This window comes from Pseudomonadales bacterium (genome assembly GCA_024234615.1).
Classification (GTDB): Bacteria; Pseudomonadota; Gammaproteobacteria; order Pseudomonadales; family IMCC2047; genus JAJFKB01.
This window is the reverse complement of record JACKNY010000001.1, coordinates 1,467,477-1,487,478: the sequence shown is the minus strand read 5'-3', so window position 1 is coordinate 1,487,478 and position 20,002 is coordinate 1,467,477. Positions and strand designations below refer to the sequence as shown.

Here is a 20,002-nt window from a genome sequence, read left to right as displayed (position 1 = left end):
CCCCATGCAGCAATCAAGAGCCTGCTATCATTGCGGTTTACCGATACCCAAAGGCGTAAATTATGAGGTATTGATTGAAGGTTCGGCGCAACCTATGTGCTGTCCTGGCTGTCAATTCGTGGCCAAAACCATTATCGAAACAGGTTTGGCAGACTACTATCGCTACCGAACAACTCCCGCCATGCCCGCCGCCCTGATGAAAGAAACCCTGGCAGAGGAATTACGGCTTTACGATCGAAAGGACATACAAACCGATTTCGTCGCTTATTCAGAACAGGATAAAGCTGAGGCAATATTAATTATCGAAGGTATCACCTGTGCGGCCTGTACTTGGTTAATTGAGCACCATGTCAATAAGTTGAATGGCCTGCAAAGTTGCTCAGTAAACCTGAGCAATGGTCGCGCCCGTGTGGTCTGGAATACAGACAGCCTAAACTTGAGTGATATATTGCAAACTATTTACCGGATTGGGTATCAAGCCCACCCCTACCAACCGGCAAAACAAGATGCCATCATCCAGTCCGAAAACCGCCATTTTATCCGCAGGCTAGGTGTTGCTGGCATCGGGATGATGCAGGTAATGATGTACGCTATTGCTCTCTATGCTGGTGCATTTGATGGCATGGCGATTGAGCATCGTAATTTTTTACGCTGGGTTAGTTTGCTAATAACAACACCAGTTGTGCTGTATTCGGCACAACCTTTTTTCTCCTCTGCTCTGCGCAACCTAAAAGCTCGACATCTAACGATGGACGTTCCAATCAGCCTCGCAATAGCTACCGCCTATAGCGCTAGCATTTGGTCGACCATTAGTGCAGGTCAGGATGTCTACTTTGATTCCGTCTGCATGTTCACCTTTTTCTTGCTTTTGGGCAGGTTTTTAGAGTTTCGAGCACGTCGTAAAATGGATCAGGTCAGCCATGCGCTAAACCAACTATTACCGACCAGCGTTCTGTTGGTGAAAACATCCGGCTATGAAGTTGCTTCACTGCGGGATATTAAGCCAAAAGATCATATATTAGTAAAAGTCGGCCAGACAATCGCCGCAGATGGGATGATCATTACAGGGCAAACCAGTATTAACGAAGCGCAGATTACTGGCGAATTTCTGCCAATTCGAAAACAACCCGGAGATCGGGTCATTGCCGGTAGTATTAATATTGAAAATCCCATCACAATTGAAATCACTGAGGTTGGTCAACAGACTCAGTTATCTGCCATCTTGCGCATGCTCGATCAGGCCAGAGCTGGCAAGCCTCCTATCACTCTGCTTGTCGATAAAGTGGCACAATATTTTGTCGGGCTGGTATTGCTGCTCTCAGTTATAGTGGCTGTCAGTTGGTACTTTGTCGATCCTCGTCAAGCCTTTTGGGTTACGCTATCAGTGCTAGTCATCACCTGCCCATGTGCGCTTTCGCTAGCAACACCTACAGCCCTGACAGCTGCCACCAGTTTTCTGCTTAAGCGTGGTTTTATGATCACCCACAGCCACACACTGGAAGGCTTAGCCCAGGCTACCCATATTGTTTTTGACAAAACTGGCACGCTCACTCAAGGTCGTTTTGTGTTACAACAAGTGATACCTATTAGTACCATATCCAAACATCAATGCCATAGTATTGCAGCTGCTTTAGAGACTCATTCTGAACACCCGATTGCACAAGCCTTTGAGACCAGCTTCCTCAGCGCAACTGCCGTTCAATGTGCAACTGGTGCCGGGATTGAAGGTAAGATTGGAGATGAGGTTTACCGAATAGGCAATCCAGCCTATGTTATGGATCACTCAGGTCAGCAGCTTAAAGCAGTATTGCCGCCTGAGACTCTATCGATAGGACAATGGGTTTTGTTAGGCAACAGCCGAGAATTGCTGGCCTGGTTTCAACTGAGCGACCAGCTTCGTCCAGACGTGATATCAGTCATTAGAGAATTAAACCACTTGGATTTAAATATTGAGTTGTTGAGCGGAGATTATGCACCAAATGTGCACTACCTAGCTCAACAACTCAATATCGATAAAGTTATTGCCGGCGCATCCCCTGGCGACAAGCTAGAGCACATCAAACAACTACAGGCCGCCGGAGCAAAAGTCATCATGGTCGGCGATGGTATTAACGATATACCAGTACTAGCGAGCGCCGATGTATCCATTGCTATGACCAACGCATCCGATCTGACTAAAACCACAGCCGATGCCGTGCTTATGTCGGGCCAGTTAGGGCATCTAATCGACGCTATACAGTGCGCCCGCAAATGTCGTCTTGTGATCAAGCAAAATATCAGCTGGGCCTTATTCTATAACCTCATGGCTCTACCTCTAGCGGCCTTTGGTTTTGTGCCACCCTACTTAGCGGCTATCGGAATGTCTACCAGTTCGCTGCTTGTGGTTTTGAATGCCTTGCGTTTAAATACTGCAACTGATACTAACCTGGAAACTTCTCACAACTAATGGATGTTATTTATTTACTTATTCCGATTGCCCTTGTACTGCTAATAATCGGATTAAGCTTATTTTTTTGGGCTGTAAAAAACGATCAATTTGAAGATTTAGACGGCCCTGCCCACAGCATTTTATTTGACGACCCCGAGCCTAAATCCCCACCAACTCCGCCGCGCACTAAAGCTGAGCAGCAGGATGAGCCATGATGCATGAGCCCATCAGCTACTCTGCTGCATTTCTAATTGGCCTACTCGGTGGCGCACATTGCATCGGGATGTGCGGCGGCATTATGGGCGCGCTGGCTTTCTCTGTTCCTATCAATAAAAGACCAATAACTAAGATAGTTCCGATACTGCTGGCTTTTAATCTGGGGCGAATATTGAGCTATACCTTGGCGGGTGCATTCGTCGGCATTTTAGCTTGGTTAGTGACAGATCAGTTTCATCAGGCGAGTTTGATATTGCGTTATCTGGCCAGCCTAATGCTCATTCTACTTGGGCTCTATTTGGCAGGCTGGAGCGGTCTCCTGAGACGCCTTGAGCATATCGGCGGTAAACTTTGGTCACTTTTACAGCCAATAATGAAACAGCTAATGCCCGTAAACACCCCGCTACAAGCCATACCTATTGGCATGCTCTGGGGCTGGGTGCCCTGTGGTTTGGTCTACAGCACACTGATCTGGGCTGCTACCGCCGAAGAGTGGCGACAGTCCGCCTTGATCATGTTTTTCTTTGGTTTAGGAACACTACCAACCTTAATGACAACTGGGTTGTTATTGGAAAAAGTGAAATGGCTTATGCAGTCACATGGATTTAGACGCAGTGCTGCTGTCTTGATAATTATTTTTGGTATTTGGACGATACCCATTCACTGGCGAGACAGCGGGGAGCAACCGATAACTCCCCACATGCATCACTCTTTAAAACCTGCGCCGGATTGGGATACAATACTTAGCGTCTATTCGAGATACCAGGACACCCAACCATCAGGTTTGTGGCAACACTTGGCCTTTGTTCGTGTTCTCGATAAGGGAAAAATGCACAAATAAATGATGATTAATTATTGGCTGCCGTAACAATAACCATGGGTGATATCCGATATTTCATGCTAGCCACCGCTTGTTTTATTGGTATAGCGGGAATAAACTGCTGCAGACAGCGCAACGAGTTTATACAGAGGTAGGCGTCGCATTGAATAAATCAGAGTCTCAAGGCATAAAACTTCACTCATTTCGTGAAACTACCTGTCAAAGTTGTAGCTTGCGATCTCTCTGTCTCCCGTTATCATTAGATTTTAGTGATATTGACCGCTTGGACTCCATTATCAATCGAGGTCGACCACTTAAAAAAGCCGATTTTCTTTTTCGCCAAGAAGAAAATTTTAAAGCGCTTTATGCCATTCGTAGTGGTTGCATTAAAACCTATTCCTTGACGGCTCAAGGGGAAGACCAAATAACCGGGTTCTATTTGCCCGGTGAATTGATCGGTCTTAGCGGCATCGCTACACAAAAGTATCCTGTGAGTGCGGTCGCTATCGAAACGACTACGATTTGTGAAATACCCTATTCTCGCTTCGAACAGCTTACCGACCAAATGCCGGACCTAAAGAGACAGTTTATTAAATCTTTAAGTAAAGAAATCCGTAGCGATTTACAGATGATGCTGTTGCTCAGTCAAAAGAATGCCGAAGAGCGCGTTGCCAACTTTTTGATGGATCTATCTGCGCGCATCCAACGTCGCGGTTATGCCGCTGACTTTATCTATCTGACTATGTCTCGTAATGAAATTGCTAATTACTTAGGTCTTGCGGTTGAAACGATCAGCAGAGTGTTTTCACGACTGCAAAAAGCAAACATTATTTCCGTTAATGGTCGTGCCGTTGAAATAACCCATCCAGACGCCCTCGAAGAAGCCGCAGGTGCCTGCGTCATCAGCGCCGCGGACGGGACTGCGAACTAAAAAGCTTCCGCCCTCCCCATTAGCCCTTTGATTAATATTTACAATAGTCTGCTAATCCTGTACAAAGCGCGGGTCTAAGCTTAGTTGATTAAGCCAGCAACGAAATCGATAGGGCTCACCATGCAGAATCTTGCCAGAAAAGAAAAATTAGAATTCAACAAACTACAGAAAAGATTACGCCGAAATGTCGGAAATGCGATCGTAGATTTTAATATGATTGAGGCTGGTGACAAGGTGATGGTCTGTTTGTCCGGCGGCAAAGATTCTTACACCATGCTGGATATTTTACTTAATCTACAAATCCATGCCCCAATTCAATTCACTCTTGTTGCGGTTAATCTAGATCAAAAGCAACCTGGCTTTCCAGAGGATGTGCTACCAAGATATCTTCAGCAACTTGGTATTGAATACCATATTCTTGAAAAAGATACCTACAGCATCGTCCAAGAGAAAACCCCCGAAGGCAAAACCACCTGCTCGCTTTGCTCACGCTTACGCAGAGGTAGTCTCTATGGTTTTGCCAGTGAAATAGGCGCGAACAAAGTCGCTTTGGGGCACCATCGTGATGATATTATGGAAACGCTTTTTTTAAATATGTTTTACGGCGGCAAACTCAAAGCAATGCCACCGAAGCTGTTAAGCGACGATGGCGCCAATATACTGATTCGTCCCCTCGCTTATTGTAAGGAAAGCGATATTATCAAGTACGCCAAAACTAAAGACTTTCCCATCATTCCCTGCAACCTATGTGGTTCGCAGGATAACCTGCAACGTCAGGTCATTAAAGAAATGCTACAAAGCTGGGAAAAACAAAATCCAGGCAGGCTTGATATCATTTTTAAAAGCATCACCAATGTGGCTGCTTCCCATTTAGCCGATACCCGTCTGTTTGATTTTGCCAACCTGACACGTCGAACTACGGGAGATCATCGTAGCAACCAGGTACGGCTGGTAAATCTATAATTCTTAGTTACTTAAAATGGATTCTGAAATTTCAAAATAGCCAACCTCGGCAATTAACCTTTACTTGGCATTAAAAATCCCAGCCGATACCAAAAATATAGGATGAGTCTTCCTTCTCCGCATTATCCGCCGGAGTTTGATCCCAATCAAAAATCACTTTCGCTTCCACAAAAAGATGACCATTTAATTGGGTACGGATACCTGTCGTCGTCTTTACTAGCTGATCTTCGGCGTTCTCTAAACTTGGAATCCATTTCCCCTGATGAATGAAGGTGGTTGCCGGTGAAAAGGCATGGCTATAACGCCAGCCAAAACGGGCCGCTATGTAGTCGTTGTCTTCAGACTGGTCAGAAAAACTTTCATTAACCCAACTCAAGCCGGTTTCAATATCGAACTGGGTCACATCCGTATTGATCCAGCGATAACCGCCACCCGCACCAATGGTCAGCCTGAGGTCAAGGTTTGCGGTAGATTCCTTCTCAGCATTGGTATCGCCATAGACGTAATATTTTGGTGATAGGAAATAATCATAATGCGCGCTCAGGTCATAACGGCGTTTGCTGGTATTTTCCTCGCCGGTGTCAGGATTGGTTTCACGTTTTTCGATAAAACCCAAATCAAGAATAATACGATCGGTCTTCGTCTCGCGGCTAGTATTCACCAGCATTTGCATATCCTGTGATTCACTATTGCCACGGTCAATAACAATCCCACCAGAAACTCTCCCTTTCCATTCTACCGGCGCTTCCGGTGGTGGGTTTATTGTCGTCAGTTGCGACAGCGGCACCGTTGCGGCATTAACCACCGCGCTTGGCTCTAACTGGATTGCGCGCCCCTCAGCCAGTTGGACTTTTTGCTTAAGCACCGTGCCATCTTTAAAATGTAGCTCGGCACTATCATCGACGGCAAAGCTATCCACCTGATCCAGTGCAATGCTGACTTCTCCCAGCACACTAGAGTCTAATTTCATTACGCCATTTTGCATGGAAACTATCCTTCCCTGTAATTGATCACCGTTTTGAAACTTGACGATGTCCGCCCAGCTAAGTTGTGATAAAACAAATTGTGAAGAAATTAGCGCGCAAAAGAGCGGTAGGCTTCGTGGTTTGAACATAAAAAACTCCCCATGACAATACGTATCCAGGCAGCAGGCCTAGCCATGCTAACGAACTGAAAATGAGGGGCAAATCTACAGAATTACTTAATTATAATCAAGAAGGTAGTCGCGACTGCCTACCGTAAAAAGCTTTAAACGTCGTATTTTTGAATAATGGTTGGCGGGGCTCACGGGCGTATTAAATAAATAAATCCTGCCAGTCCCCCCAATCAGATTCTTCGCCGTTATCAATCAGTTCGACACCACAGATAAAATCTTCACCATTCGCACGACACCATTTCACCTTGCCGGTAAGCAAAAATTTTCCTGGGCAGCCTCGGATTTCAACCCATAATTCTAGCAAAGTCCCCGCTGGCACCTCTCCTGACAAAACTAGGCGCATCCCGCTAGCTGAAACATCTAAAGTGGAGCTGGATAGCGTTGTGTCCGTGACTTCTGGGTTAACCTCACAATCCAGCACTTTCACGAATAGCCGTTCTTCTCGAACACCTCGTAATTCTCCCCTGCGTTCGTCAGCACTCATGGCATCATCTCCCCACAAAATTAATCGTTAGTTGGCTGGATATTGGGTTAAATAAACTCCCACAAGCTCCCCACGTTAAGCCCCCTATCCACGGGTTAATATTGAACTTGTGTTGAGGATATATCAACCGTAATTACTAACACGGCCATTACCAACCCATTATCTCTTTAATAAAGGGAATCGTTAGTCTTCGGTGACTGGAAAGCGATGCTTTATCTAGCCTAGAGAGTATCTCTATCAGCCTTATCACACTACGTTCTGCGCGATTTAGAATATACAGCGCCGATTCTTCAGAAAGTTCAAGGCCCATTTCCTTAGCGCGTTGCTGTAATAGAATTTTTTTTCCATTATCACTGAGCGCCTGAACTTGATATATCATGCCTGATGCAAGCCTTGAAACTAAGTCTGGCAGCTCAATGCCTATTTGTTGTGGTGTAGAATTGGCGGCAATTAGGAGGACTCCATTATTTTGCTGAAGTTGGTTAAAGAGAAAAAATATCGCCTCTTGCCAAGACTTGAGGTTATGGATAAGTTGTATGTCATCAATACAAACCAAGTCTAGAGTCTCAATACCTTTCAATAAATCGGGATTAAAATTGACAACCTCCGTCATCGGCAGATAAATAGAGGTTGCGCCTTTCTCTGACGCGTGCTGACAGGCGGCTTGTAACAGATGGCTCAAACCGACACCGGATGTCCCCCAAAGGTAAATATATGGTTCACCACTATTGGTAAGCTGATTTTTTAAACCGCTCACCACATGCTGATTACCATCCTCCACAAAATTCGCGAAAGTGTCATCTTTTCGAATTTTAATATTCAGTGGCAGCTGCGGATGTGAAGTGCGATAACCCACGGTATCCTTTCCCATATTAATCTTGATGATACGCGGCAATCGCCTTACGCCCCCATCTAATGACATAATCCACGCCACTGACTGAGCTAACAACAAATACTAACCAAATACCACCGGTTATCAATTGATCTGGAATATTAACCAAAGCCAAGTCCAATAGCCTAAGAAGCACTAACACGAACTGCAAAGAAGTGCTCAGTTTGCCAAGCAAGGACGGCGCGAATTCATATTCTCCAAATAAAATATGGTAAGTGGTTGCGCCAGCGACAATGACCAAATCTCTACCAATAACAATGCTGGCCAACCAGATTGGCAGATGTCCCGTGTACGCCAGCAGTATAAAAGTGACCATCAATAGGAGCTTGTCCGCCACTGGGTCAAGAATAGCGCCGAAACGACTAATCCAATTGTAACGTCGAGCTAAGAACCCATCCACACCATCGGATATACTGGCGATAGCAAAAATAGCCAGGGTCCAGCCAAACTCATGCTTTAGAATAGTAACTGCCACAGGTACCACCAACAATAACCGCATGAGTGTAATTAGATTAGGGATAATGGCTAATTCCAAGTGATCTCCATGTGCTTTATTTTCGCTCCCGTCAAAGGAAGATAGCTTCACTTCAGCACGCCGTGCCCAGCGTGCTAGCGCTGATACCACCGATAGTATAGCTTGCTAGCAGCTGCAGTTTGATCGGTTTTTTGGCGGGGAATTAACCTGTGATCCAGCGCGATAGCTTCCACCAGTTTTTCCACTTCGCCTTCAACCATTAACGCTAGGGTTAGCCTATCCTGCTCGACCGCAACTGTCTGTACGCTGCTGACTGAGGTTAAAAGCTCTAGGTAGGCTGTTACTTCTGCATAGGCTTCAAGGGAATGAATGCCATCAACTTGAAACAGAACTCGTCCCGCATCGACTGTATCCGTATTTACTGCATAATAACTGCCCAGCTGATCAGCCGCATAGTCAATTGCCGATTCGGCGTAGGACGTCAAATCAGGTGCGTTGGTATTAAAGCTCTGTACCTGCCCATTAAAAATAAATTGCCAACGCCCGGTCCATTGCTCATTTGCATCTTGATAAAGGCGTCCGGCAAGTATCGCTTCTGGTTGATACCTTTTTGACGCGTTTTGCAGTGGTTCCTTAAACATCGCCCAGGCTTCTACAATTGGCAGTGCCACCTCATCATCCAAATCCATCAATGGGAACAGTACCGGAAGGCCTCGAAGCTTGGCATGATCAATAATGCTTTGACGCAGCAGCGACTCTTCTGTTGCGCTGATAATATGTCGACCCTGCCCATCATCTATTGTGATCCAAAGCAGTAAGTTTGGCCGATTATGCCCCCAGATCGGTAAGCGTGCTTGCCTGAGCAAATCATTAATCAAGGTCGGATCAAAATACATCTGTAACACTAGTTGATCAACAGTGTCGCCATTGACCCTTTTGATTTCTCGTGTTTGATAACTAAATTGCTGCAGGTACTTATCAGATTTCTTTAATGCTGCTTGTATATTTTCGTGTTTAAGCACCTGCGGTGTTCCCGACACTCGCACCAGAACTTCCTGCATCCCCAGCCGCATTAGCTTTACTTTATCGCTGAGGCCTGCTTCTTGCACCAGCGCTTCAACTTGATAGAGGCCTTTGACTTCCACCGCAGGCAGATCAAGGTTTACAAGAGAGCACAATATCATCACAAGACTTCTAAAAATTGGTAACCCTTGAATAGCCAACGCCGATGGATTTTTGCGAAAAGTCTTTAGACAAAAACGTCTGATGTGCTTTGAACTAACTAAAATTGCGTCTGACACAAAAATTATTTCCAACAGATAGAGAGCCTTTTGCAGGTAGCTTATTGTATGAATGAATGCCAAAAATGGCCAGATATTATGCCTGTTTTCATCAATGTCATCCTGCCCCACAACTTATTTCTCTTGTTCAAAATTATTAGTTAACAGGTACAACCCCCTGCTGTAGAATAGCGCCCTCAACGTTAAAGACCGCTAGACAATCTCTGAATAAGCCATGCGTTGTTCAGCAATTGCCTAGGCATAGCGTAATTTTATTACTGACTTATAGGACATTTCCGTGTCATCCAACTCAGCCAAGCCAACAGCTCTTAGTTATAAGGACGCAGGCGTCGATATCGACGCAGGAAACCTCCTGGTAGAGCGCGTTAAAGGTATCGCCAAAGCCACTCGTCGCCCAGAGGTCCTGAGCGGTCTCGGCGGGTTTGGTGCCCTCTGTGAGATTCCCAAAAAGTACAAGGAACCAGTCCTGGTTTCTGGTACTGATGGCGTAGGCACCAAATTAAGGCTGGCAATGGATTTAAACTTGCATAGCAGTATTGGTATAGATTTGGTCGCCATGTGTGTCAATGATTTGATTGTCGGAGGCGCAGAACCGCTATTTTTCCTAGACTATTACGCAACAGGAAAACTTAATGTTGACGTGGCTGCCGATGTTATTCAGGGTATCGGTGCAGGTTGCCGCTTAGCCAACTGTGCATTAGTCGGCGGTGAAACCGCAGAGATGCCCGGTATGTATAACGGCGAAGATTATGACTTAGCAGGCTTTTGCGTCGGTGTTGTCGAAAAATCAAGCATCATTGACGGCAGCAAAGTTAAGCCTGGTAACCAACTGATCGCTCTCGCTTCCTCCGGGCCTCACTCAAATGGCTACTCCCTCATACGTAAGATAATCGAAGTCAGCGGTGCCGACCTGCACGCTGATTTTCATGGGGAGACTTTAGGGAAAACGCTGCTCGCCCCTACCCGTATTTACGTTCAACCTTTGCTCGGCCTGATGGAACAAGTCGACATTTTAGCAATGAGCCATATTACAGGCGGCGGCTTTATCGAAAATATACCCCGTGTCCTGCCTGAAGGTGTTTATGCCAAAATTGATCTTAGTAGCTGGCAGATACCCCCTATTTTTCAGTGGCTACAGCAACAAGGAAATATCACCGAGGCAGAACTTTTTCGAACCTTTAATTGTGGCGTCGGCATGATTCTTTGTGTCTCCGCTGAGCAGACCCAAACGGCTTTAGCTTTCCTCAGACAGGCTGGTGAGCAAGCCTGGTTAATCGGTTCTGTCGAGTCAATGGATGCCGATCAAGCAAGGGTCATGCTATTAAAATCTTAAGGGTATCTCTAACAACGATCTTTTTCCGCGATTGCTGCGACAGCTCCGCGCTGGAATCGTCCACGCAATGAGTTCTGCCACCCCTCAAAAAAACACGACCGACAGAAAATTTTCTCTGGTGGTGCTTATCTCTGGTGGTGGAAGTAATTTGCAAAGCATTATTAATGCCTGCCAAACCAACCAAATTCCTGCGAAAATAAGTGCCGTCATTAGCAATAAGGCAGACGCTTTTGGCCTGGAGCGCGCAAAAAAAGCAGGTATTCCTCAGCATGTCATCAAACACCAGGACTTTAATAGCCGTGAGGCCTTCGATACTCAATTGGCTATGACAATCGATCAATACCAACCTGACCTGGTAGTGCTAGCCGGTTTTATGCGTATACTTTCCAAATCCTTTGTGGAAAGATACCTTGGTAAGCTCATCAATATCCACCCCTCTTTGCTCCCTCGTTACCCAGGACTCCACACGCATCAGCGCGCTCTTGATGGTGGTGATACAGAGCATGGCGCCAGTGTTCATTTTGTTACCCCTGAGTTGGATGCTGGCCCCGTTATTATTCAGGGAATTATCGCCATCACTGCGACCGATAATCCTGAGTCGTTGGCAGAGAAGGTTCTTATCAAGGTAGAGCATCAGATTTACCCTCAAGCGATAGAGTGGATAGCAAAAGGCCGCATTGAGTTGAAAAATAGATTAGTATACCTCGACCGGGAACCTTTACCCGCCTGCGGGCATCAAACTCACTATTAAGCGCCCCTACAACGATAACTCTATTGACAGGCTAAGCATATGAAGAATAGTCGCAAATATTTATGGGGGCTGGTTTCCTACCTGATACTTTTTCCTCTTTGCCAATCTCTGTACGCTGCCGACTCCTTCATTAAACCTTATCGCACAGCTTACGAAGCCAACTATCGCTTTCTTTTACCCTTTAGCGGCTCCGCAACCCGTGAACTAGTCCAAACCGAGGATGGCCAATGGCAGCTCCTGCACAAAGTCAGTTCTCCCATGATCAAACTTGAAGAGTCGAGTTTATTTTCATGGATCGACAATCAAGCCAAGCCCATCAGCTATCATTACCGACAAAGCAACCTCACTAAGAAGCGCGAAATTTCTTTAACCTTTGATTGGCCAAACCTGCAAGCCATTAGCGCCATCACTGATGAGCCTATTCAAATTGACATAAAGCCAAACTGCTTTGACCAGCTGAATTATCAACTCCAATTGCGTTACGATCTGCAAGTTCTTGGCAAACCCAATCCCTATGACATTGTTGACCGCAAACGGCTCAAACAATACCGCTTTGAACTTCTCGGAGAGGAGCTGGTTGAAACGCCAATAGGCAAGTTAAACACCGTCAAACTTAAACGCTTACGCAAAGAAGGCTCGCCGCGAGAAACTATTATTTGGCTGGCAAAAGATTGGGATTTCCTATTAACCAAAATACACCAAAAAGAAAATGGCAAATCCTATGAGATTGTTTTATCGGAAGGAGAGTTAGCCGGTAAACCAATTACCGGCTTATAAGAGTATTCGCTTTAAGTTTTCGGCAAAGTAACGCCGGTTTGACCCTGATATTTTCCACCACGATCTTTGTAGCTGGTAGAGCAAATTTCGTCCGATTCAAAAAATAACATTTGCGCCACACCCTCGTTAGCATAGATTTTGGCAGGCAGCGTCGTGGTATTCGAGAACTCCAAAGTGACGTGCCCTTCCCACTCCGGTTCTAGCGGAGTGACATTTACTATGATACCGCAACGCGCATAAGTCGATTTACCCAAACAGACGGTCAATACCGTGCGTGGAATGCGGAAGTATTCTATCGTACGCGCCAATGCGAAGGAGTTAGGAGGAATAATACAAACATCTCCTTTGACATCGACAAAACTTTTTTCATCAAAAGCTTTGGGGTCTACAGTCGCCGAATGAATATTAGTAAATACTTTAAATTCATCGGAGCAACGAACATCGTAGCCGTAACTGGAGGTGCCGTAGGAGATAACGCGGTTATTTCCGTGCATCCTCACCTGCCCTGACTCAAAGGGTTCGATCATCTGATATTGCTCCGCCATACGGCGAATCCAATTGTCCGATTTAATACTCATTTAATAGATATCCAGTCACTTTTTATCATAAATTAATCGGCCCGCATCCTGCCATAAGTATGCAAATATCGCCAGATATTTTGTTGGCTTTTCTCCAGCAAGTGTTGGGTTACTTTATTAACGAACCAGCAAAACCGCCCTAACTATTTGTTAGGTGAAATTTTTGATACTCCGAGCCTCTATAATCAAAACTTCACGCAGACGGATCACTGAGAGGACTCCAGACAAATCGACAAGGCAATTATTATTATCGGGATGGGCAAGGTGGCGTCGATGGCGCCACCGCAAAAAGACAATATAAAGCGAGATGGCGCCCTGCTTGATGCTGTTATGACCGAGAGTCAGGAACTGTTACTTAAAGTGGCGCCCAAGCCTTTGCAAAAGAACTACCGTACTGTTCCATTGCAACCAGTCCAACAAAGTCAATTTCTTAATCGCTGTACATGACTATATTTGGTTTCTTGAAACCTTGAGATTTATGCTTTTTGTCCAATTCGGCCGCCAATTTACGCGCCAGATCACGATAGATTGCAGCAATATCACCGTCTGGATCGGCCGCGACAGTTGGCAGTCCATTATCCGCCTGTTCTCTAATGGATAGATTGAGCGGCAGCGATGCAAGCAACTTGGTATCATACTGAGCAGCAATTTCCTCACCACCTCCAGCGCCAAATAGATGCTCGACATGGCCGCATTCAGAACACACATGGACGCTCATATTTTCTACAACACCTAACACCGGTATCTCAACTTTCCGAAACATCTCGATACCTTTTCTAGCATCGAGTAGAGCGATATCCTGAGGTGTTGTTACAATCAGAGCACCAGCTACGGGCACTTTTTGTGATAAGGTTAGCTGTACATCCCCTGTGCCAGGCGGCATATCAACGATTAAATAATCAAGGTCATGCCACATGGTTTGATTGACCATTTGCTGTAATGCGCTACCCGCCATAGGCCCACGCCAAACCATGGCCGTATTTTCGTCTACCAAGTATCCCATCGACATTGATTGTAGGCCGAGGGCTTTGACCGGCATCCAAAACTGCTCGCCTTTAACTTCAGGGCGCGTACCCGGAGCAATGCCCAGCATAATTGACTGACTTGGCCCATAGATGTCAGCATCCAAAATTCCCACACTCGCGCCTTCCGCTACCAGAGCCAAAGCCAAATTGACGGCCGTCGTTGATTTGCCAACACCGCCTTTACCAGAGGCCACCGCTATCACATTTTTCACGGTAGTAAGATTTTCAACATCTTTTTGTGCGGCATTAGCCGCTATCTTCCAACCAACATTGACGGTTATGGAACGGCCACCCGCTACCGAAGATAGCTGCTCTGTGATCGCTTGTTGAATTTTGGTTTTCACTCCGGCCGCGGGATATCCCAACTCTAGATCAACATTAATGCTCGCGTCATTAATGTTGATAGCTTTAACCGCTTTTGCCGCGACATAATCAGTTTCTAAATAAACATCTTGATAGCCAGCGATTGCCTGCTCGACTTGTGCTTGTGTTAATTCTGACATCGGAATTCCTCGGAATTGAAATACTCCCCTATTATGGGGATATCTGTTCAAAAACAAAGGGACGATAGAGTAATTTCATTAAATAATTAGTTGTATACAGACATTTCCTTTGCTTAACAGTAAATTTGACTGAGATGCCTATCGCATATTGCGTTATTGTAAGAAATAGCGCTGAACCCTAGAAAAACACTGCAAAAAACCGGCACCTACTGTTATAGTTGCTCGCTTATTATTGACCTGGCTACTGTTTTATCTGACATGACAAATACTGCAAAAAAAGCTCCACGAAAAATTCTCGTCACTAGTGCACTCCCCTACGCCAATGGCCCAATTCACTTGGGGCATATGCTTGAATACATCCAGACTGATATATGGGTTCGATTTCAAAAACAGCGTGGTGAAAATTGTATTTATGTTTGCGCTGATGACGCCCATGGCACCGCCATTATGCTTAAAGCCGAGCAGCAAAACATCACTCCTGAAGCGCTGATAGCGCGAGTGCACAAAGAGCACCTCGAAGATTTTGAGAACTTTAGTATCGATTTCGATAATTATTATAGTACCCATTCTGAAGAAAATAAGGCCTTAAGCCAGCAAATCTACTTAGCCTGTCGTGACCAAGGTTTTATCGCTGAGCGTGAAATCACCCAGGCATTCGATGCCGAAAAGAATTTGTTCTTAGCGGATCGCTTTATTAAAGGAACTTGCCCACGTTGCAAAACACCAGACCAATACGGCGATAACTGTGAAGCCTGTGGTGCCACTTACACCCCGGCTGAACTTATCAGTCCACAGTCCACACTATCTGGCGCTACACCTGTAGAACGCCAATCGACTCACTACTTCTTCAAATTACCTGAATTTGCAGACATGCTAAAAATCTGGACTCGCAGCGGCACACTGCAAGAGCAGGTCGCGAACAAGCTATCCGAGTGGCTCGACGCAGGTTTACAGGAGTGGGATATTAGTCGCGACGCCCCCTACTTTGGTTTTGAAATCCCCGATGTTGAGGGAAAGTATTTCTATGTTTGGTTAGACGCTCCAGTCGGCTATATGGCTAGCTTTAAAAACCTTTGCAGCCAACGTACCGACCTCGACTTCGATGAGTATTGGGGTAAAGATGCCAGTACCGAACTCTATCATTTCATCGGTAAAGATATTATTAATTTCCACGCATTGTTCTGGCCAGCAATGCTATCTTGCGCCGGTTTTCGAACGCCTACGGCGATATACTCCCATGGATTTGTTACCGTTAACGGTAAAAAAATGTCGAAGTCGCGGGGTACTTTTATTCGTGCCGGCACTTATCTCAGCCATCTCAATCCAGAGTATTTGCGTTATTACTTCGCCGCAAAACTAAACAACACCACAGAAGATCTGGATTTAAATCTGGATGATTTTTTGACCCGAGTTAACTCAGATTTAGTTGGTAAAGTGGTTAACATTGCCAGTCGCTGCGCCGGCTTTATCAATAAAGGCTTCAACGATCAGCTATCCGCTCAATGTTCCAATATTGAGTTATTTGAAGAGTTCGTTGAAGCGGGAGAACTCATCGCTGAACACTTTGAAAACCTTGAAATTGGCAAAGCAGTTAGGGAAATTATGGCGCTCGCAGACAAAGCCAACCAATATATTGATGAACATAAACCCTGGGTACTAGCCAAGCAGCCGGATAAAAAGCTGGAAGTGCAGTCAGTTTGTTCTGTCGGATTAAACTTATTTCGTGTTTTGATGGTATACCTGCGACCGATCATACCCTCAACCGTTAGCCATGCTGAACGGTTTCTCAACGTGCCGCCCTTAACCTGGGATATACGCGGGCAACTGCTGCTGGACCACCGGATCAAAAAATTCCAGCCTCTCATGTCACGTGTAGAACAGGATAAAATCGACGCCATGTTGGCAGCAACAGCTGAAGAAGTGGCACTGGAGTCTTCGAACACAACATCGACCACTCAAGCTGCCAATGTAACCACCGCCACACCAGACTCAGTCCAGACTGCTGTAACAAATACGAATCAAATCGAATTAGAAGATTTCACTAAAGTGGATCTGCGCGTCGCCCGAATTTTACAGGCAAAGGAAGTTGAAGGTGCTGATAAGCTGCTACAACTCACGCTCGACCTCGGCACAGAGTATGGCCCAGACCATATACGCACCGTTTTTGCCGGTATTAAAGCAGCTTATAAACCTGAACAATTAGAGGGTCGTCTGACCGTGATGATTGCAAACCTGGCCCCTCGTAAAATGCGCTTCGGGATCTCTGAAGGAATGGTGCTAGCGGCGGGACCGGGAGGTTCGGACATTTGCCTGTTGACACCGGATGAAGGTGCCCGACCCGGTATGCGTATCAAATAAATTCGGCTTCATAAGCATATGCAATAAGATACTAATGGTCTTAAGTTTTAGATTATTTCTTTTGATATAATTCGTGGGCTCAAACAAACCTTTCTTGCTCCGATGGACCTATAAATGACTGAGTATATTTTTATACTTTTGAGTACGATTCTGGTTAACAATTTTGTTCTGGTTCAATTTCTCGGCCTCTGTCCCTTCATGGGCGTCTCCGGAAAACTGGAAACCGCCATGGGCATGTCGCTGGCCACCACCTTCGTCTTAACCCTCTCATCGGTTTGCAGCTACCTGGTTTACACCTATCTGTTAACGCCTTTTGAATTGGCCTACCTAAAAACCATTACCTTTATTTTAGTCATTGCGGTCATGGTGCAATTTACTGAGATGGTGGTGCGTAAAGTAAGTCCCGTATTGTACCGAGTACTGGGTATTTTTCTTCCACTCATCACCACCAACTGTGCTGTATTAGGCGTTGCCTTACTCAATCTAAAGAAAGACAACGGGTTTATCGATTCCTTATTTTACGGATTTGGCGCCGCACTCGGGTTCTCGCTGGTGCTTATTCTTTTTGCCGCATCGCGAGAACGAATAAATGCTGCCGACGTCCCCAGGCCATTTAAAGGTTCCGCAATAGGGATGATTACAGCCGGACTTATGTCACTAGCCTTTATGGGCTTTACCGGTCTTGTACCTAATTAACTCCGTGAACCTGAGGCCATCACTGAAGTGTCTGTACTAAGCGCCATTCTTATTCTTTTAGCCCTCGCGCTGATTTTTGGTGCGGTGTTAGGCTTTGCCGCGATTCACTTCCGAGTGGAAGAGGATCCTATCGTTGACCAGATCGATAATTTACTCCCGCAAACTCAATGTGGCCAATGTGGTCACCCTGGATGCAGGCCCTATGCTGAAGCCATCGCCAATGGCGAAGCCATTAACAAATGCCCCCCTGGCGGAGAAACAACTATTCATGCTCTTGCCGATCTGCTCGGCAGGGATTTTGTTCCCCTCGATGCAGAGCATGGGGAAGAGCAAGCAAAAACTGTTGCCTATATCCGCGAAGATGAATGCATCGGCTGTACTAAATGCATCCAAGCCTGTCCGGTTGATGCCATTTTAGGTGCTGCAAAACTAATGCATACAGTCATCATCGACGAGTGCACGGGTTGTGATCTTTGCGTTGAACCTTGCCCGGTTAACTGTATCGAAATGGTGCCATTAGAAAAAACTGCGAAAGACTGGTATTGGCAAATACCTGTAGTCGACATGCAAACTCCCCACGCTGACATCATCGTTACCGATCGTCCCAAAAATACCACGGATAAGGATGAGGCAGCATGAGGCGTAAAGTCTGGAATTTTCATGGCGGCATCCATCCCCCTGAAAACAAGAAAATCTCGACACAAACACCCATTGAAAAAGCGCCCATGCCGAGCAGACTGATATTACCTTTGCAGCAGCATGCGGGACAGCCTGCCAATCCAATTGTCGAGGTTGGCGACAGTGTCTTGAAAGGTCAGCTAATTGCCGAACCTTCTGGCTACGTTAGCGCCGCTGTCCATGCGCCGACCTCAGGAATTGTGATAGAGATTGGCCAAAGAAATATTCCCCACCCTTCCGGGTTAACCGGGCTCTGCCTAGTCATCGAGCCAGATAATCAGGACAAATGGGGTGACCGTCTTACCCCCATTGACTACGAAAAAGCCGAACCCGCCGAGCTATTGCAACGTATTCGTGATGCCGGCATTACTGGACTTGGTGGTGCGGGATTCCCTACCTCCGTCAAACTGAACCCCAGCACTGAAAATACTATTGTTACCCTGATTATCAACGCCGCAGAATGTGAACCTTACATCACCGCCGATGACATGCTAATGCGTGAAAGAGCTGAGGAGGTGATTAAAGGCATACAAATTATTGCGCACATGCTAATGCCCGTTGAATGTCTGCCCGTCGAATGTTTGATTGGCATTGAAGACAATAAGCCAGAAGCGATTGCTGCGCTTGAAAAGGCAACACAGCAGCTCGATACCGAACATCAGATAAAGGTCGTTGCCATTCCGACCAAGTACCCCTCTGGTGGAGAGAAGCAGCTAATTCAAATCCTGACAGGCAAAGAGGTTCCCAACGGCGGCATCCCGGCAGATATTGGCATCGTTTGCCAAAACGTTGGAACGACAAGCGCAGTATATCGTGCAGTAGTGTTGGGAGAGCCTTTAATTTCTAGAATTACCACGCTGACGGGAAATGCGCTAGTTGCACCGAAGAACCTGGAAGTCCTGCTCGGGACGCCACTGAATGGACTGTTGAACTATTGCGGTTTACTTGACAGCAAACTCAATCGTTTGATTATAGGTGGCCCCATGATGGGCTACACACTGACCGACTTAGATGCACCCATTATTAAGTCCACCAACTGTATTCTTGCCGCAACGGAAGAGGAAATACCGACTCCAGCACCTGAACAAGCCTGTATTCGCTGTGGCATGTGTGCGGAGGCATGCCCTGCAAGTTTACTGCCGCAACAGTTGCTTTGGTATAGCAAAACCAAAGATTTTGACAAGGCATTAAAATACAACTTGCTCGACTGTATCGAGTGCGGCGCCTGCTCATATGTCTGTCCCAGCAACATTCCTTTGGTGCAATACTACCGCTTTGCCAAAGGTGAAATTCGCGCACTGGAACACGAACATACCAAATCGGAACATGCACGGCAGCGGTTCGAATCACGTCAACAACGACTCGACGCCGAAGCGGCTGAAAAAGAGGCGAAGCGTCAGGCTCGTGCCAAAGCAGCTGCCGAAAAGCAGGGGAAAAAGCTAGCCGCTGAGACAAGTAAAGATGATTCAGGAGGTTCGACAGAAACCGATACCGCAGACACTAAAGCCGCCGTTATCCAAGCTGCTTTGGCAAGAGTCCAGGCCAAGAAAGAAAAACAACAAGCTAACGCGGTTAAGGTCGAGGCGACGATTTCCGAGCCCATTTCCTCTAACAGCGATAAAGGAGAGTAACAACCA

20 protein-coding genes are annotated in these 20,002 nt (G+C 46.1%); 13 read left to right on the top strand and 7 right to left on the bottom strand.

What is annotated here, in order from left to right:
- The first annotated feature begins 4 nt into the window (after positions 1-4).
- The 5 genes from H6995_06860 (at position 5) to ttcA (ending at position 5,358) form a co-directional block, all read left to right on the top strand.
- Positions 5-2,446: a heavy metal translocating P-type ATPase gene (locus H6995_06860; protein MCP5214708.1), complete on the top strand. Its 2,442-nt coding sequence runs from the start codon at positions 5-7 to the stop codon at positions 2,444-2,446.
- The gene (gene ccoS / locus H6995_06855; protein ID MCP5214707.1) at positions 2,446-2,643 is read left to right on the top strand and encodes a cbb3-type cytochrome oxidase assembly protein CcoS; all 198 of its coding nucleotides are present in this window, start codon (positions 2,446-2,448) and stop codon (positions 2,641-2,643) included. Before H6995_06860 ends, ccoS begins: the two co-directional genes overlap by 1 nt.
- Entirely contained in the window at positions 2,643-3,485 is an 843-nt protein-coding gene (locus H6995_06850; protein MCP5214706.1) for a sulfite exporter TauE/SafE family protein, read from the top strand. The genes ccoS and H6995_06850 overlap by 1 nt, the downstream gene beginning before the upstream one ends.
- Positions 3,486-3,651: 166 nt before the next feature.
- Positions 3,652-4,395, top strand: coding sequence for a fumarate/nitrate reduction transcriptional regulator Fnr (fnr, locus tag H6995_06845; GenBank protein MCP5214705.1), 744 nt, complete (start codon positions 3,652-3,654; stop codon positions 4,393-4,395).
- Between the two features lie 120 nt (positions 4,396-4,515).
- Positions 4,516-5,358, top strand: a complete 843-nt coding sequence (ttcA, locus tag H6995_06840; protein ID MCP5214704.1) for a tRNA 2-thiocytidine(32) synthetase TtcA — start codon at positions 4,516-4,518, stop codon at positions 5,356-5,358.
- A 70-nt stretch (positions 5,359-5,428) separates the two neighbouring features.
- Here the strand turns inward: ttcA and H6995_06835 are convergent, their stop codons facing one another.
- The 5 genes from H6995_06835 to H6995_06815 form a co-directional block, all read right to left on the bottom strand.
- Complete coding sequence (locus tag H6995_06835) at positions 5,429-6,472, bottom strand: DUF481 domain-containing protein (GenBank protein MCP5214703.1); 1,044 nt, start codon at positions 6,470-6,472, stop codon at positions 5,429-5,431.
- A gap of 181 nt (positions 6,473-6,653) precedes the next feature.
- Positions 6,654-6,998, bottom strand: a complete 345-nt coding sequence (locus H6995_06830; protein MCP5214702.1) for a PilZ domain-containing protein — start codon at positions 6,996-6,998, stop codon at positions 6,654-6,656.
- Between the two features lie 148 nt (positions 6,999-7,146).
- Positions 7,147-7,869, bottom strand: coding sequence for a DnaA regulatory inactivator Hda (hda, locus tag H6995_06825; GenBank protein ID MCP5214701.1), 723 nt, complete (start codon positions 7,867-7,869; stop codon positions 7,147-7,149).
- Position 7,870: 1 nt separating this feature from the next.
- Entirely contained in the window at positions 7,871-8,425 is a 555-nt protein-coding gene (locus H6995_06820; GenBank protein MCP5214700.1) for a CDP-alcohol phosphatidyltransferase family protein, read from the bottom strand.
- 74 nt (positions 8,426-8,499) lie between these two features.
- On the bottom strand, positions 8,500-9,549 hold the full coding sequence (locus H6995_06815; GenBank protein MCP5214699.1) for a DUF2066 domain-containing protein: 1,050 nt from the start codon (positions 9,547-9,549) through the stop codon (positions 8,500-8,502).
- Positions 9,550-9,937: 388 nt separating this feature from the next.
- Between H6995_06815 and purM the strand changes: the two genes are divergently transcribed.
- From purM to H6995_06800, 3 genes are all read left to right on the top strand, one after another.
- The gene (gene purM / locus H6995_06810) at positions 9,938-10,999 is read left to right on the top strand and encodes a phosphoribosylformylglycinamidine cyclo-ligase (GenBank protein MCP5214698.1); all 1,062 of its coding nucleotides are present in this window, start codon (positions 9,938-9,940) and stop codon (positions 10,997-10,999) included.
- A 67-nt stretch (positions 11,000-11,066) separates the two neighbouring features.
- On the top strand, positions 11,067-11,750 hold the full coding sequence (gene purN / locus H6995_06805; protein ID MCP5214697.1) for a phosphoribosylglycinamide formyltransferase: 684 nt from the start codon (positions 11,067-11,069) through the stop codon (positions 11,748-11,750).
- A 39-nt stretch (positions 11,751-11,789) separates the two neighbouring features.
- Complete coding sequence (locus H6995_06800) at positions 11,790-12,527, top strand: DUF3108 domain-containing protein (GenBank protein MCP5214696.1); 738 nt, start codon at positions 11,790-11,792, stop codon at positions 12,525-12,527.
- A gap of 11 nt (positions 12,528-12,538) precedes the next feature.
- On the opposite strand, the gene H6995_06795 is transcribed toward H6995_06800, so the two are convergent.
- Positions 12,539-13,105, bottom strand: a complete 567-nt coding sequence (locus tag H6995_06795) for a dCTP deaminase (protein ID MCP5214695.1) — start codon at positions 13,103-13,105, stop codon at positions 12,539-12,541.
- A 273-nt stretch (positions 13,106-13,378) separates the two neighbouring features.
- Here H6995_06795 and H6995_06790 point away from each other — a divergent pair, with 273 nt between their 5' ends.
- Complete coding sequence (locus H6995_06790; protein ID MCP5214694.1) at positions 13,379-13,552, top strand: hypothetical protein; 174 nt, start codon at positions 13,379-13,381, stop codon at positions 13,550-13,552.
- Here H6995_06790 and apbC read toward each other — a convergent pair.
- The gene (apbC, locus tag H6995_06785) at positions 13,536-14,633 is read right to left on the bottom strand and encodes an iron-sulfur cluster carrier protein ApbC (protein ID MCP5214693.1); all 1,098 of its coding nucleotides are present in this window, start codon (positions 14,631-14,633) and stop codon (positions 13,536-13,538) included. The genes H6995_06790 and apbC overlap by 17 nt on opposite strands.
- A gap of 258 nt (positions 14,634-14,891) precedes the next feature.
- Here apbC and metG point away from each other — a divergent pair, with 258 nt between their 5' ends.
- From metG to rsxC, 4 genes are all read left to right on the top strand, one after another.
- Positions 14,892-16,991, top strand: a complete 2,100-nt coding sequence (gene metG / locus H6995_06780; GenBank protein ID MCP5214692.1) for a methionine--tRNA ligase — start codon at positions 14,892-14,894, stop codon at positions 16,989-16,991.
- A 114-nt stretch (positions 16,992-17,105) separates the two neighbouring features.
- Positions 17,106-17,687 carry an electron transport complex subunit RsxA gene (rsxA, locus tag H6995_06775; protein MCP5214691.1) on the top strand — a complete coding sequence of 194 codons (582 nt, stop codon included), beginning with the start codon at positions 17,106-17,108 and terminating at the stop codon, positions 17,685-17,687.
- A gap of 27 nt (positions 17,688-17,714) precedes the next feature.
- Entirely contained in the window at positions 17,715-18,326 is a 612-nt protein-coding gene (gene rsxB / locus H6995_06770) for an electron transport complex subunit RsxB (protein MCP5214690.1), read from the top strand.
- Positions 18,323-19,996 carry an electron transport complex subunit RsxC gene (gene rsxC, locus H6995_06765; protein ID MCP5214689.1) on the top strand — a complete coding sequence of 558 codons (1,674 nt, stop codon included), beginning with the start codon at positions 18,323-18,325 and terminating at the stop codon, positions 19,994-19,996. Before rsxB ends, rsxC begins: the two co-directional genes overlap by 4 nt.
- Positions 19,997-20,002: the final 6 nt, after the last annotated feature.

Coding starts and splice junctions, on each gene's coding strand:
- metG (MCP5214692.1), top strand. CDS start 14,892: ATGACAAATACTGCAAAAAAAGCTCCACGAAAAATTCTCGTCACTAGT.
- hda (MCP5214701.1), bottom strand. CDS start 7,869: ATGGGAAAGGATACCGTGGGTTATCGCACTTCACATCCGCAGCTGCCA.
- rsxC (MCP5214689.1), top strand. CDS start 18,323: ATGAGGCGTAAAGTCTGGAATTTTCATGGCGGCATCCATCCCCCTGAA.
- H6995_06860 (MCP5214708.1), top strand. CDS start 5: ATGCAGCAATCAAGAGCCTGCTATCATTGCGGTTTACCGATACCCAAA.
- H6995_06800 (MCP5214696.1), top strand. CDS start 11,790: ATGAAGAATAGTCGCAAATATTTATGGGGGCTGGTTTCCTACCTGATA.
- ccoS (MCP5214707.1), top strand. CDS start 2,446: ATGGATGTTATTTATTTACTTATTCCGATTGCCCTTGTACTGCTAATA.
- purN (MCP5214697.1), top strand. CDS start 11,067: ATGAGTTCTGCCACCCCTCAAAAAAACACGACCGACAGAAAATTTTCT.
- H6995_06795 (MCP5214695.1), bottom strand. CDS start 13,105: ATGAGTATTAAATCGGACAATTGGATTCGCCGTATGGCGGAGCAATAT.
- H6995_06790 (MCP5214694.1), top strand. CDS start 13,379: ATGGCGCCACCGCAAAAAGACAATATAAAGCGAGATGGCGCCCTGCTT.
- H6995_06850 (MCP5214706.1), top strand. CDS start 2,643: ATGCATGAGCCCATCAGCTACTCTGCTGCATTTCTAATTGGCCTACTC.
- H6995_06830 (MCP5214702.1), bottom strand. CDS start 6,998: ATGAGTGCTGACGAACGCAGGGGAGAATTACGAGGTGTTCGAGAAGAA.
- apbC (MCP5214693.1), bottom strand. CDS start 14,633: ATGTCAGAATTAACACAAGCACAAGTCGAGCAGGCAATCGCTGGCTAT.
- ttcA (MCP5214704.1), top strand. CDS start 4,516: ATGCAGAATCTTGCCAGAAAAGAAAAATTAGAATTCAACAAACTACAG.
- H6995_06835 (MCP5214703.1), bottom strand. CDS start 6,472: ATGTTCAAACCACGAAGCCTACCGCTCTTTTGCGCGCTAATTTCTTCA.
- rsxA (MCP5214691.1), top strand. CDS start 17,106: ATGACTGAGTATATTTTTATACTTTTGAGTACGATTCTGGTTAACAAT.
- H6995_06815 (MCP5214699.1), bottom strand. CDS start 9,549: ATGATATTGTGCTCTCTTGTAAACCTTGATCTGCCTGCGGTGGAAGTC.